At 42.4% G+C, this 12,747-nt stretch carries 16 protein-coding genes; 7 read left to right on the top strand and 9 right to left on the bottom strand.

The window, feature by feature from the left end; all coding sequences use genetic code 11:
• From H6F92_RS23425 to grxC, 4 genes are all read right to left on the bottom strand, one after another.
• On the bottom strand, positions 1-767 hold a 767-nt coding region (locus H6F92_RS23425; RefSeq protein WP_190359698.1), incomplete at its 3' end, for a leucine-rich repeat domain-containing protein.
• A gap of 253 nt (positions 768-1,020) precedes the next feature.
• A complete protein-coding gene (locus H6F92_RS23420; protein WP_002765786.1) occupies positions 1,021-1,323 on the bottom strand; it encodes a HigA family addiction module antitoxin in 303 nt (100 codons plus the stop codon).
• 79 nt (positions 1,324-1,402) lie between these two features.
• Complete coding sequence (gene tadA / locus H6F92_RS23415) at positions 1,403-1,897, bottom strand: tRNA adenosine(34) deaminase TadA (RefSeq protein WP_190359697.1); 495 nt, start codon at positions 1,895-1,897, stop codon at positions 1,403-1,405.
• Positions 1,882-2,199: a glutaredoxin 3 gene (grxC, locus tag H6F92_RS23410; protein WP_190359696.1), complete on the bottom strand. Its 318-nt coding sequence runs from the start codon at positions 2,197-2,199 to the stop codon at positions 1,882-1,884. The genes tadA and grxC overlap by 16 nt, the downstream gene beginning before the upstream one ends.
• Positions 2,200-2,231: 32 nt before the next feature.
• Here grxC and H6F92_RS23405 point away from each other — a divergent pair, with 32 nt between their 5' ends.
• The 4 genes from H6F92_RS23405 (at position 2,232) to ccmS (ending at position 5,468) form a co-directional block, all read left to right on the top strand.
• Positions 2,232-2,792, top strand: a complete 561-nt coding sequence (locus tag H6F92_RS23405; RefSeq protein WP_190359695.1) for a 5-formyltetrahydrofolate cyclo-ligase — start codon at positions 2,232-2,234, stop codon at positions 2,790-2,792.
• Between the two features lie 342 nt (positions 2,793-3,134).
• Positions 3,135-3,452, top strand: coding sequence for a slr1957 family protein (locus H6F92_RS23400; protein WP_002762345.1), 318 nt, complete (start codon positions 3,135-3,137; stop codon positions 3,450-3,452).
• A 400-nt stretch (positions 3,453-3,852) separates the two neighbouring features.
• Positions 3,853-4,866 (top strand): aldo/keto reductase, encoded by a 1,014-nt coding sequence (locus H6F92_RS23395; protein WP_190359694.1) that lies wholly within the window; start codon positions 3,853-3,855, stop codon positions 4,864-4,866.
• A gap of 161 nt (positions 4,867-5,027) precedes the next feature.
• Positions 5,028-5,468, top strand: a complete 441-nt coding sequence (gene ccmS / locus H6F92_RS23390; RefSeq protein WP_190359699.1) for a beta-carboxysome assembly chaperone CcmS — start codon at positions 5,028-5,030, stop codon at positions 5,466-5,468.
• On the opposite strand, the gene nagA is transcribed toward ccmS, so the two are convergent.
• Positions 5,424-6,575, bottom strand: a complete 1,152-nt coding sequence (gene nagA, locus H6F92_RS23385; RefSeq protein ID WP_190359693.1) for an N-acetylglucosamine-6-phosphate deacetylase — start codon at positions 6,573-6,575, stop codon at positions 5,424-5,426. The genes ccmS and nagA overlap by 45 nt on opposite strands.
• Before the next feature lie 636 nt (positions 6,576-7,211).
• On the opposite strand from nagA, the gene H6F92_RS23380 reads away from it, so the two are divergent.
• The 3 genes from H6F92_RS23380 (at position 7,212) to H6F92_RS23370 (ending at position 9,515) form a co-directional block, all read left to right on the top strand.
• Entirely contained in the window at positions 7,212-8,006 is a 795-nt protein-coding gene (locus H6F92_RS23380) for a metallophosphoesterase family protein (RefSeq protein WP_190359692.1), read from the top strand.
• 78 nt (positions 8,007-8,084) lie between these two features.
• Complete coding sequence (locus tag H6F92_RS23375; RefSeq protein ID WP_190359691.1) at positions 8,085-8,903, top strand: SirB1 family protein; 819 nt, start codon at positions 8,085-8,087, stop codon at positions 8,901-8,903.
• A 147-nt stretch (positions 8,904-9,050) separates the two neighbouring features.
• A complete protein-coding gene (locus H6F92_RS23370; RefSeq protein ID WP_190359690.1) occupies positions 9,051-9,515 on the top strand; it encodes a VOC family protein in 465 nt (154 codons plus the stop codon).
• On the opposite strand, the gene H6F92_RS23365 is transcribed toward H6F92_RS23370, so the two are convergent.
• From H6F92_RS23365 to H6F92_RS23350, 4 genes are all read right to left on the bottom strand, one after another.
• Complete coding sequence (locus tag H6F92_RS23365) at positions 9,512-10,279, bottom strand: tryptophan-rich sensory protein (RefSeq protein WP_190359689.1); 768 nt, start codon at positions 10,277-10,279, stop codon at positions 9,512-9,514. The two genes, H6F92_RS23370 and H6F92_RS23365, sit on opposite strands and share 4 nt — an antisense overlap.
• Positions 10,280-10,282: 3 nt before the next feature.
• Positions 10,283-10,762: a 3-hydroxyacyl-ACP dehydratase FabZ gene (gene fabZ, locus H6F92_RS23360; protein WP_002762366.1), complete on the bottom strand. Its 480-nt coding sequence runs from the start codon at positions 10,760-10,762 to the stop codon at positions 10,283-10,285.
• A 465-nt stretch (positions 10,763-11,227) separates the two neighbouring features.
• Complete coding sequence (locus tag H6F92_RS23355; protein ID WP_190359688.1) at positions 11,228-12,367, bottom strand: SpoIID/LytB domain-containing protein; 1,140 nt, start codon at positions 12,365-12,367, stop codon at positions 11,228-11,230.
• Between the two features lie 199 nt (positions 12,368-12,566).
• Positions 12,567-12,747, bottom strand: a 181-nt coding sequence (locus tag H6F92_RS23350) for a transposase (RefSeq protein ID WP_190359687.1), incomplete at its 5' end; no start/stop codon positions are given.

Here is a 12,747-nt window from a genome sequence, read left to right as displayed (position 1 = left end):
TTATGGTTGAGGTCGAGTTCTCCCAGGGAGGTGAGGTGAGCGAGCGCTTCTGGAATCTTCCTGATTTGGTTATTGCTGAGGTCGAGGCTGTACAGGGAGGTAAGTTGAGCGAGCGCTTCTGGAATCTCGCTGATTTGGTTATGGTTGAGGTCGAGTTCTCCCAGGCGGGTGAGGTGAGCGAGCGCTTCTGGAATCTTCCTGATTTGGTTATTGCTGAGGTCGAGGCTGTACAGGGAGGTAAGTTGAGCGAGCGCTTCTGGTATCTCGCTGATTTGGTTATTGCTGAGGTAGAGGTGTTCCAGGGAGGTGAGTTGAGCGAGCGCTTCTGGAATCTCCCTGATTTGGTTATTGCTGAGGTAGAGGTATTGCAGGTAGGGAAGTTGAGCGAGCGCTTCTGGAATCTCCCTGATTTGGTTATTGTTGAGGTAGAGGTGTTCCAGGGAGGTGAGTTGAGCGAGCGCTTCTGGAATCTCCCTGATTTGGTTATTGTAGAGAAAGAGGTCTCTCAGGCGGGTGAGTTGAGCGAGCGCTTCTGGAATCTCGCTGATTTGGTTATTGCTGAGGACGAGGTATTGCAGGCGGGTGAGTTGAGCGAGCGCTTCTGGAATCTCCCTGATTTGGTTATTCCCGAGGTAGAGGTATTGCAGGTAGGGAAGTTGAGCGATTTCGGGGGGAATTTCTGTTAAGTTTTTGTTGGGCAGATCCAACCTCCCCGCTCCTTCGTCCTTTGCCCGTTGAATTAACTCTAATACTTCCTGTGCTGTCATTGACCATCCCCCCGCTACTATATTTACTCCATTTTGGCAAAAGTATCGGGTTAATGCAACTGGTGGTGATCAGCTAGTCCACTGTTAACGGTAATACCAAATCCGTTTTTAATAGTATGATTAACTCCCACACGCGGTTATTCATACATTTGTATCAGTTTGGGGATGACTGATAATTGCTGATTGTCGCTATTTCTGCAAATGTGAGATGCAGCCAGTATGTCAAATGAATAATTATAGAATTCAAGAGAATTTATCCTGAAGACAGGGATTGATAAGGAATAATTTCTTCGAGGGTATTTCCTAACTTTTCCCTCGCTATATCTAACTCATAAACTTTTTGTAAATTCATCCAAATTTCTGCCCCTGTATTAAAAAAACGCCCTAATTTTAAAGCAATATCTCCCGTGATATTTCCTTGTCCCTTGAGAATTTGCTCAAGTTCATTCTCAGAGATATTAACTCTTTTGGCAAGCTGAGAAACATTAAGATTAATTTCCTCTAATTCATCAGCTAAAATTTCACCGGGGTGGATAGGACTTTTCCAATTATTCATCGTCAATTTTCCTTACGGCTCTTCTCATTAAGATGAAGTGTAACCTAATTTGATATTGACTCCTATCTCCCTGACTCCTTTAAACATTTCTTTTTTTCTCAAACCATGTTTGTAATAATTCCCCCGATTCCTTAGCTAAAATTCCCGCAATTACCGGTAAACGATGGTTAGAAAAAGGACTATCAATAAAATTAGCCACAGTGCGGATAACTCCTGTTTTGGGATCGTCAGCACCGTACACTAATAATCCTAATCTAGCCTGAATGATTGCCCCGGCACACATGGGACAGGGTTCGAGGGTGACGTAGAGGGTACAATCATTTAAGTGCCAATTGCCTAACACTTGACTAGCGGCACGAATCGCCAGAATTTCGGCGTGAGCGGTGGGATCATGGTGTTTTTCCTTGCAATTAGCCCCTTGAGCGATTAAATGTCCCTCTTTATCCACGATAACCGCTCCCACAGGTACATCACCCCGATCCCCCGCAGTTGCCGCTAAATTTAAAGCTAACCGCATCCATTGCCGATGTTTCTCATAGGCTTTTTCGTCAATAGACTTTAGATAGTCCCACATTTAGCCAGTAAATTATCTAATTTTTTCTGACCATCCAAAGCATACAAATCATCACAACCACCGATATGTTCATTATTAATAAAAATCTGTGGTACACTGCGTTTACCGTTGGACCGTTGCGCCATAGCTTGACGAGCGCTTTCATCCCCATCAATCTTGTATTCGGTGTATTTTACCCCTTTCCAACCCAGCAACCATTTAGCACGAATACAGTAGGGACAAGTTGCCCAAGTATAAATTTCCACATTGGCCTTGATATTCTCGTTATAACGCCCAAAAAGCGAGTTAAATAGATTTAGCATCTTGTGACTACAGAAATATTTATCTTTATTTTATGGATTCTGCTACCAAAAAAGCCCAATTACGCCAACAACTAATTACCCAAAGACGATCGCTTCCTAAGCATATTTGGCAAGAAAATAGTCAGCAACTTTGCAAAAATTTACAATCTTTACCCCTCTTTCAGCACGCTAAAACCATTCTCGCTTACTTCAGTTATCGTCAAGAGCCGGATTTAAGTTCCTTATTTTGTCAACACCATCGCTGGGGTTTTCCCCGTTGTGACGGAGATAGCCTGACTTGGCACTGTTGGACTGCCGACGATCCCCTAGAATTAAATCGTTATGGCATCTATGAACCAACAGCGATCGCTCCTCTCATTTTACCGGCTGAAGTGGACTTACTATTAATTCCCGCCGTCGCTTGCGATCGCCAAGGTTATCGCTTAGGCTACGGGGGGGGTTATTTTGATCGTCTCTTACATTCCCCCGAATGGCAAGCTATCCCCTCGATCGGGATTGTCTTTGACTTTGCCTATCTTGATACCCTTCCCCTCGATACTTGGGATCAAAAATTACAGGCAATCTGTACCGAATCGAGAACCGAAATTTTTTAACAATTATTTCCCTATTCCCTCACACCCAATCCCCAAGCTGATCCCTGTCTCGGAGTCTCCTATCTGGGAGTCTCCTGTCTCCTATCCCCTATCTCCTGTCTCCTATCTCCTGTCTCGGAGTCTCCCATCTCCTATCTCCTATCTCCTATCTCCTGTCTCCTGACTCCTGACTCCTGACTCCTGACTCCTGACTCCTTACCTCACCGTTAACTTTACTTTTCACCGACTACTCATATATTAAGTTTTATTGAATCCGATCGACCCTTAAGATAGCTTTGCTAGGATGAAATTCACATCAGGAGATGTTTATAGTAATCACCGGAAAAAGTCAACAGGGAAGCAATGAAACACTTTCACGAACCATGGATTCAAGAATGGTGTCAAGAAAACGGCTGGACAGAGCTATTTCTCGAACGCTACAGTAATTATTGGGCATTCCCTCCCAATGCCGTGATGCCAGAACCAATTCCCACCAAAGTGTTACAAAACATTAAGCGCCAAAAAGGTCTATCCCCTGCCGAAAAACTTTGGTTAGGAGTGGCGATCGGATTGACTCTGACAGCTTTAATTCTCTGTATCACCCTCGCTTGTCCCATGCCTATAGTTCTCGCTTTCGCTTTTGATGCTGTCACCGCAGCGCGATTGGAAGTGGAATATTAACTGGGCAAAAATTGAGAAGTAAAAACCCAAAAAGGGGGAGATTTTTCCGAAAGTCTTCCCCTTTGCCGCTTTTTTCTGGACAGGGATGATGGATCTGTTCAACGAAACAGGGTAAAATCGGGCGATAATTTAAGAAAGTAGATTCATCGGTTTTTTAGCCGTCAGGAGTCAGTATTTAGGAGTCAGGAGATTATTTTTATTTATTCTCCCCACTTCCCTCTCCCCCCACTCCCCAATTGAGCATCTCATTTATGCAAGTGAGTAATTATACTTATCCATAAAACTGTTTTCTAGCAAGGCTTTCAAAATAGCTTGACATAAAAACCTGATTTAGGGGTTACAAAGGTGAGATGCTCCCACTCCCCAATTCATAATTCATAATTCATAATTCATAATTCCCATGTCCGAATCTCGTCGCTTACAGTTTACCCCCGATCTGGAAATTTGCCGTATTTTGAACGGAATGTGGCAAGTTTCAGGCGCCCATGGTTCGATCGCACCCCAAAAAGCGATCCCTAGTATGTTTTCCTATCTAGATGCCGGTTTCACCACTTGGGATCTGGCCGATCATTACGGGCCGGCCGAAGATTTTATCGGTGAATTTCGTCGTCAATTAGTCGCCCAAAGGGGCATTGATGCTTTAAATAATCTGCAAGCTTTCACTAAATGGGTTCCCCGTCCGGGTAAAATGACTAAGGAAATAGTCGAAAAAAATATCGCTATTTCCCTACGTCGCATGGATGTGGATAGTCTCGATTTATTGCAGTTTCACTGGTGGGATTATCGCGATAAAAATTATCTAGATGCCTTATATTTTCTAGGAGAATTACAACAGGAAGGCAAAATTAAACACCTGGCCTTGACTAATTTCGACACGGAACATTTAAAAATTATTCTCAGCGCCGGGATTAAAATAGTCTCCAATCAAGTCCAGTTTTCTCTAATCGATCGCCGTCCCCTCGTCAAAATGGCACAATTTTGCCAAGAACATAACATCTATCTACTCGCCTATGGTACTCTAGCAGGAGGCTTATTAGGGGCAAAATATCTCGGTCATCCTGAACCCAATCCCATGAGTCTCAATACCGCTAGTTTACGGAAATATAAAAACATGATCAATGCTTGGGGAAACTGGCAATTATTCCAAGAATTATTAACCGTTCTTAAAGCGATCGCTGATTCCTATCACGTCACCATTCCTAATGTGGCAGTGCGTTACGTTCTCGAACAAAAAGCCGTAGCTGGGGCAATTATCGGGGTGCGTTTGGGTGTTGCTGAACATATCCAAGAAAATGCCCGTATTTTCGATTTTCAATTATCCCCCCAAGACTATCAAAAAATTGATCATGTCTTGCAAAAATCCCAGGATTTATTGCAGTTAATCGGTGATTGCGGTGATGAGTACCGTCGATAAGTAGGTAGGTGTTAAAAATTCTCAGCTTTCCCCCCTTATTAAGGGGGGACTAAGGGGGGATCGGCACCCCCCTTATCAAGGGGGGCAGGGGGGATCGGCACACCCCTTATCAAGGACTGATAACTGATTACTGATAACTGATAACTGAAAAGAGGCTAATGATGAGATTTGAACAACCAATCCCCGATGATCCCGCTAATCAATGGCGCTATCAATTAGATCAATTCGTGCAAGAAAATCAACAGGAATTAGCCGGTTTAATGTGGGGTTTACTCTCGGAATGGGGAGAAGATACCCAAGAAACCCTAGGCATCGATCTTAAACCTCAGCCCCATTTTGTCTGTTGTTCTAGGGAGGCTCTAGAGAAATTAAATCGCAAGGTTAATTGCAAAATTCAAGAGATGATCGGGATTATTTATCGCTATAATCCCAGCGAAGAAGTGGCTATAGTCGCTATCGGTGATGGTCAGGTAAAATTGATTTATTTTCAACCCGATCTTTCCCCTCCTGAATGTTTTGATCGCCTCGAAGTCGATCTTGATACCCTCATTCAACAGTTAGAGTCCAAAATGCTGACGGAAATCCAATCTTTCCCAATTTGATGCCGATTGCCAGCGCAAAAAGTTGGCAGGTTGTCCCACTGATAAACCCGCTAATCCGATCGCTTTTCTGGGGGATTCTGTTGCTAGAAGAATTGCCGTTTCTAAATCACATATTCCCCAGTTAACTAAATTGGCTACTCCTTGTAATAAGGGTAAGGTTGTTCCCGCTAAAGTACCGTCAAAAAGTCTTGCTGTTCCCTGTTTAACTTCAATTTCTCTCTCGTCCCAAGGATAGACACCATCCCCTAAACCAATCGGCGCTAAAGCATCACTAACTAAGAAAATTCCTTGATGATAATTACTGGCTTTTAGTAATAATTCTATCATGGTTGGATGGATGTGTTGACCATCGGCAATTAACCCACAATACACCTCGGGATTGATAATTGCTTCCCCTAATAAACCCGGTTGACGATGATGCAAAGGAGGCATGGCATTGAAGGCATGAGTAACCATTTTTGCCCCTTGGAAAAAGGCTTTTTTGGCTATTTCTTGACTCGCTTGCGAATGTCCTAAACTGACGGTAATCCCTCGATCGCTTAGGTATTTAATTACAGTACCGCTACTATCTAATTCTGGGGCTAGAGTGATAATTTTTACGATCAATAAGTAGTCACCAAAAATTTTATCTATTGTTTCTATACTTGGGTTTAAAAGATATTGTCCCGGATGCGCTCCCCTTTTTTCATAGTTTAAAAATGGTCCCTCTAAATGTACTCCTAACACCTGGGCGCTCCCTCGATTTTCCCGTTGCTGTTTTTCGATATATTTGGCAATTACTGAGAGGGATTTTTGAAATTTCTCCACCGACGTGGTGACTAGGGTGGGAAGATAACCATCAATTCCTTGATTCCCCAGATAATCGCTAATCTTATCTAATTTTTCTAGATCTGTTATTTCTAAGTCGGGAAATGCTAATCCTAATCCCCCGTTGATCTGTAAATCTACTCCTCCTAACGATAGCCAATCCCCTTCCATATCGATAATCTTTTCCCCTTTTTTCCTTGCCCCCATCTCCGTGATTCTCTCGATCTTTCCCGCAGCATTTATCTCTATTTGTTGTCGATCCTGATAGGTGGGAATTCTAGCGTTAATTAGGGTTATCATAGCAGCCGAAAACTAATTTTTTTTTTATTATAATCTCAAAAAAAAACTTTTTTTTTGATGATGCTTGACAAGGGAGCATTTTTGTGAGATGCTTTTTTATATAATGGGAATCTTTGCGTTTAGTAGCAGGCGCTTATGTCCGATTATATAAAAACTGATCATAAAAAAATAATACCATAACCCGCCCGCTCCCTGTCCAGAGATTGCCAAAATACTTGACAAAACAATTACAGCCTTTCTCTGGCAGTTCTTAGGAGGGAGTGACTGTCAATAGAAGCCGAAAACTAATTTTTTTTTATTATAATCTCAAAAAAAAACTTTTTTTTTGATTATGCTTGACAAAGGAGCATTTTTTTGAGATGCTTTTTATATAATGGGAATCTTTGCACTTAGTGACAGATGTTTAAATCCAATTATATAAAAACTAATCATAAAAAAATAATACCATAACCTGACCGCTCCCTGTCCAGAGATTGCAAAAATACTTTACAAAACAATTACAGCCTTTCTGGCGTAGTTCTTAGGAGGGAGTGACTGTCAGAAGGAAAGCTTTGTCCTATAATAAAATTAAGACTTGATAAAAACTACTTTTTTAGCGATAAAAGAGTAGCAATCTCAGTGATTAGGGAGGGGTGTGTGTTTTTTAGAAAAATAGGGAAAAAGACTCAAGAACCGCGTCGTATTATTATCGGAGATGTGCATGGCAGTTTTCAGGCACTTTTGCGACTATTAAACCGAGTTGCTCCCGATAGTGAGGATGAGGTTTATTTTCTAGGAGATTTAATCGATCGAGGACAGCAGAGCTTGGAAGTGGTGGATTTTGTCATCAAAAATAACTATCAGTGTCTCCTAGGAAATCATGAATATATGCTCTTAAAAGCTCTGGCAGGAAAAGAAGTTTCTGAAAAATGGTTTAACGGCTGGATCGAGAGTGGCGGGGCGGCGACACTACTAAGTTATAATAACAATATACCCGCCGAGCATATCAATTGGTTCCAATCTCTACCCGCTTATTTAGACCTAGGAGATATTTGGTTAGTTCACGCGGGAGTACACCCAGAATATCCTCTTGAACGGCAAACAAAAGAGCAGTTTTGTTGGATTAGAAACGAATTTCATACCATGACCCAACCCTATTTCAAGGATAAACTAATTATCACAGGTCATACTTTAACCTTTACCTTTCCCGATGTCAAACCGGGACAACTAGCTCGCGGCAACGGTTGGCTAGACATTGAAACTGGGGTTTATCATCCCCAAAGTGGTTGGTTAACTGCTTTAGATTGGACAAATCAATTAGTTTATCAAGTGCAGGCTCAAAATAAAAATTGTCGCACGATCCCTTTAGAAAAAGCCGTGGTTAATCTAGATATTGAAAAGATTTCTCGCTACTTCTCCAGGGAAAGCTCATCTAAATCACTGAATCTTTAATGGTGATCAGAAAAGAGAAGCGATAAAACCGGAAGCATCGGTTAAAATAGTTAATAATCTGATTAATACCCTTTTCTAATGACCCTTGAACTCTTATACCAAGCCTTCATCGAAACAATTCAACATCCTGACTCTGAGATAAATCTAGCTCGGGCAGCCCTACAAATAGCCAATTTTGAATATCCGCGCCTCAAGATTGATCACTATTTAAATAGAATAAATTTAATGGCTGACGAGGTAAAAAAACGTTTACCGGATAGATTATATCCCTTAAAAATAGTCAAGATTATCAATCAATATTTGTTTGAAGATTTACAGTTTACCGGTAATACCCAAGAATACTATGACCCCCGCAATAGCTACTTAAATGACGTAATTGATCGCCGCACTGGTATCCCACTCACTCTCTCGATTATCTATTTAGAGATTGCCAAACAGATCGATTTTCCCATGGTAGGAATTGGTATGCCGGGCCATTTTATTATCCGTCCCGATTTCGAGGAAGTAGAAATCTTTGTCGATCCCTTTCACGGTGGTGAAATCCTATTTAAACAAGACTGTCAAGAAAGATTAAGTCAAGTTTATCAACAGCCAGTTAAATTAGAAGAACATTTTCTCAATATTGCTACCAATCAGCAAATTTTATTACGTTTGTTGACTAATTTAAAATATATTTACCTGAATCGTCAACAATGGTCTCAGACAATTCGGACAATAGATCTACTACTTTTGCTCATTCCTAATCATCCCCTAGAGCTGCGCGATCGAGGTTTAGTTTACTATCAAATTGGACAACTCAGCCAAGCGCAACAGGATTTAGGCTTCTATCTTGCCCTCCTACCCAACGCCCAAGATGCGGAATCAATTCGGCAATTATTGCAAAAAATTAACTCTTAAGTCGCCAGCCTGATCAGTTATCAGTTATCAGTTAGCGGTATTAAATGAGGAGTATTAAATGACATTAATAGTGCTGTCTTTTCACTGATTACTGATTACTGTTCACTGAAAAATCCCCCAACCCTTTACTGATAAATGATAACTAAAATGACTATTAGCCCTTCCTTAACCACAAAAAAACTCAAAATCGGTCAACTGCGAAAAGTTCATCATATCGCTTTCAACGTCAAAGATATGGATGCCTCTCGTCATTTTTATGGGGAAATATTAGGATTAGAGGAATTAGTGGGGGAAAAAATTCCCAGTACCTTAAAAGAATTAGTTGCCCAGGGAAAAGTGGCCAATTTTATCACCCCCGATGGTACAGTAATTGACCTATTTTGGGAACCAGATTTAAACCCTCCCGACGACAATCCTGAAATCGCTTTTACCCGTGCCAACCATTTAGCCTTCGATATTGCCCCCGAAGGCTTCAATTCTGCCCTAGAAGTGCTACAAAGTCAGGGAATTACCATTGCTAGTGGACCCGTGACCCGGCCCACTGGTAGGGGGGTTTACTTCTACGATCCCGATGGCTTTATCGTCGAAATTCGCTGTGATCCCGCATCTTAACGACTCAGAGGGCGAAAATTGCCACGAAAAACCAGAAAAGTTAGGATAATCGCTAATATAATCGCTGTTATCGCAATTAGAGGCAGAGAAATCTGTTTAACAGCGATCGCCAAGAAAGCCCAGATAAACACCCCGATAAAAGCCCGATCTTTTCGTTTTAAACCGACTAAAATCGCGATTATAGCCCCGATAACTAGGATTATTACCGTCCAGATCTGGTCAGTTAGACCCCATCGCTGCCAGTTGATCCAATCTAGCACCGAAGCGACGTTGACAATCGTGGCTACGGTAATCCAAGCGAAATAAATACTAATAGGAGCATTAACTAATAAACCCTGTTTACGATTGACAATAAAGCGATTAATTTCTAAGCGAAGATAAAGCCGGATGAGAGGAATTAAAATGCCTAGCATTGCCAGTAAAGACAGGGTAAAAAAACGCAATTGAAAGAGAATTACCCAGAGAATCTGACAAGCACTAGCGATGGCTAATTCGTAGCCTAACCGACGCAAACGCGGTTCAGTTTTATTAAAAGCCAAAGCTTGGTAAATTCCCAGACTAATTAAACCCAGATAAATTAATCCCCAAATTGCAAAAGCATAATTAGCGGGAACAATTAAGACATCTTGAAAAACTGTATTCGAGATAGCTCCGATATTTTCGCTCTTGAGAGGAAAAATATTAGCGAAAATATTGGTAATAAAAGCCCCTAGAATAGCAAATAAATTTAGTTCTTGTCGGAAACGATCTCGATCAAAATTCATAGGTCAATCAAAGATGGAAAACATCATTTCGCCTTGGGCGGCCAATTGCCCATCGACTCTTGCTTCCCCTTGCATTTTAGCAATTTTATTCATCTTGAAGGATAATAATTCCACCGTCATGATTAATTGATCCCCCGGCACCACAGGACGACGAAAACGGGTTTTATCAATGCCAGCGAAGGCAAAAAATTTTCCTTTCATCCCGGGTAATTGGGTCAAAATCACTCCCCCCACTTGGGCCATGGATTCCACAATTAACACCCCCGGCATCAAGGGACGATTGGGAATATGACCGGGAAAAAAAGGCTCGTTGATCGTGACATTTTTTAGGCCAACGGCTTTTTTACCTGGTACATAGTCAATAATCCGATCGACTAGGGCAAAGGGATAACGATGGGGCAGTAGTTGGCGAATTTCCTCAACGGTAAAGGTAGTTTTTATGACTGGTTCCAACTCGGTTAAGGCTTCGGTAACGATGGTCATGCAAGTCAAAAATTACAAGTGAGATTAGACATTATCTCATAATCAGTGATCAGTGATCAGTGATCACTGATCAGATGAACGTAGGTTGGGTTGAAGCATGAAACCCAACGCCCGCTCATGTTACGCTACCGCTAACCCATCCCACAAATAATTGTGCCTCCCTACTTAGGGGCTGCTGAAAAAGTTTTTCGTGGGGACAGGGTGTGGGGTGTGGGGTGTGGGGTGTAGGGTTTTACCGATTTTGATTACCTAATTTTCAGGGAAAAAGTCCCTGAATTTTCCCCCCGATCACTCCCAGATTTGGTACTTTTTGATTGACAAAAAGTCTAAAAGCCTTATCCAACAAGGTTTTTAGATTTATTCAGCAAGCCCTACTTAGCTTAACCAATTAGGTTTTAGATTCGATCCTTGTTATCAGTGATCAGTTCACTGTTTACTGTTGACTGGAAATGGCTGACAGCCTTTTTAGTTGGGCATTTCAGTTAAACGAGCATTTTGATAATAATGGCTGAGAATGCGATCATAAGTCACCCCTTGGTCAGCGAGGGAAAAAGCACCCCATTGACTTAAACCGATCCCATGACCGAAACCGCGACCATTGATGGCAAAAGTACCGTTATTAGCTGAAATCGTGAATAGGGTACTACGCAGCTCGAGGAATCGCCGTAATTGGGTATCAGAGATTAATTTAGAGCCTTGATCGCCCACTACACGCATTGTAATCACCCGTCCGTGGGGAGTGGTTCTTTCGGGAGACAGCGATCGCACACGACCGATACCACCAATTAAACGGCCTAATTCCCCGGCGCTAAAGTTTTTTGACCATTGAAATACCGGGGCGACTTGATCGTAATCGACGACACCACGCAGGTAGGGTAAGGAGGAATTCCAAACATCTTCGACATTTTCCGTATGACCCCCGGAGGAGGAGTGAAACACCGCTAGAATCGGTTTGCCGTTGAAACTCATAATTTGTCCGGCGGTGGCATTAACCGCCTCGTGGGTGGTAGTAAACTCGCTTTCTAGACCCTTATAAACTTGGGTGCGGGTGGTAGTATCGAGATCGTAGATGCGATTACCAGAAGTATTCATTTGGTAGAGGGCATAGGTACGCGCCGCCACGGATTGGGCTTTTAAGGCCTCTTGCGGCCAGGAGGGAATCGCCTCCGCACCGACGACACTATAGAGATATTCCTCTAAATCGACTAAATTTAGGGCTGTCACCCCAGAACCTTGCCGAATGATCCTTGTGCGTCCTCGATACCAGCGATCATTAATCCAGACGTAACCATCATTCTCCGGTTCGATGATCAATTGACTGGCCTGCCAATCGGCCAAACCCACCGCTTTTCCTCTGGGATTAGCATTGAGGGCATTCATGGCGGTCAATTCTCCTAGGACTCTCCCGGCCCCATCTTTCACCACAGCATCGGTGGAACTACCCACGGAGACGGTGCTAACAGCTTTACTGATGGCAATGCGTAACTCTACAGCAGCTTGGACTGGAGCGATAATCAAAGCCCAAAAAACTAGGACGAGCCAACTATGGGCAGGCAGGCGCTGCAGGTAACTGCCCAGCAGCCTTGCTGTGTGTTTATTGGTCATGGGGATCGGACTCCTCACACAATCGATCGATAATCAATTTTACCCAGACTGAGACTTTTTTGCTACTCCAGTTCAGAAAAATTTTTCCCCTGTCACTGAGTAACGCACAGAAAACGGGTTTCTCGGAGAAACCCGTTTTCTACTCAGGCAAAAGGCAAAGGGGAATAAATAATGGCTCTTCGTTACCCTTTATGCTAAATCAACAGACAAGATGCCAAGATAACATACTTCTAACCCAAAAATTCCGAAAGTTTCTCAAGCCATAGCCTCTCCGTTTTATTAGTTTCAGTTTATTGTTGATTCCCTCGACCACCCCATTCGTTGTCCTTCGCTCGAAATAACTAATTATTTCTCCAAACCAGTTTCGGATTGTTTGACAA

Origin of the sequence: Microcystis wesenbergii FACHB-1317 (assembly GCF_014696875.1) — a bacterium.
Classification (GTDB): Bacteria; Cyanobacteriota; Cyanobacteriia; order Cyanobacteriales; family Microcystaceae; genus Microcystis; species Microcystis wesenbergii_A.
The sequence above is the reverse complement of the archived record's forward strand: the minus strand, read 5'-3'. Positions and strand labels throughout refer to the sequence as shown.

Excerpts from the sequence above, each read along its gene's own strand:
- H6F92_RS23420 (WP_002765786.1), bottom strand. The coding sequence starts at position 1,323 with ATGAATAATTGGAAAAGTCCTATCCACCCCGGTGAAATTTTAGCTGAT.
- tadA (WP_190359697.1), bottom strand. The coding sequence starts at position 1,897 with ATGTGGGACTATCTAAAGTCTATTGACGAAAAAGCCTATGAGAAACAT.
- grxC (WP_190359696.1), bottom strand. The coding sequence starts at position 2,199 with ATGCTAAATCTATTTAACTCGCTTTTTGGGCGTTATAACGAGAATATC.
- H6F92_RS23405 (WP_190359695.1), top strand. The coding sequence starts at position 2,232 with ATGGATTCTGCTACCAAAAAAGCCCAATTACGCCAACAACTAATTACC.
- H6F92_RS23400 (WP_002762345.1), top strand. The coding sequence starts at position 3,135 with ATGAAACACTTTCACGAACCATGGATTCAAGAATGGTGTCAAGAAAAC.
- H6F92_RS23395 (WP_190359694.1), top strand. The coding sequence starts at position 3,853 with ATGTCCGAATCTCGTCGCTTACAGTTTACCCCCGATCTGGAAATTTGC.
- ccmS (WP_190359699.1), top strand. The coding sequence starts at position 5,028 with ATGAGATTTGAACAACCAATCCCCGATGATCCCGCTAATCAATGGCGC.
- nagA (WP_190359693.1), bottom strand. The coding sequence starts at position 6,575 with ATGATAACCCTAATTAACGCTAGAATTCCCACCTATCAGGATCGACAA.
- H6F92_RS23375 (WP_190359691.1), top strand. The coding sequence starts at position 8,085 with ATGACCCTTGAACTCTTATACCAAGCCTTCATCGAAACAATTCAACAT.
- H6F92_RS23370 (WP_190359690.1), top strand. The coding sequence starts at position 9,051 with ATGACTATTAGCCCTTCCTTAACCACAAAAAAACTCAAAATCGGTCAA.
- H6F92_RS23365 (WP_190359689.1), bottom strand. The coding sequence starts at position 10,279 with ATGAATTTTGATCGAGATCGTTTCCGACAAGAACTAAATTTATTTGCT.
- fabZ (WP_002762366.1), bottom strand. The coding sequence starts at position 10,762 with ATGACCATCGTTACCGAAGCCTTAACCGAGTTGGAACCAGTCATAAAA.
- H6F92_RS23355 (WP_190359688.1), bottom strand. The coding sequence starts at position 12,367 with ATGACCAATAAACACACAGCAAGGCTGCTGGGCAGTTACCTGCAGCGC.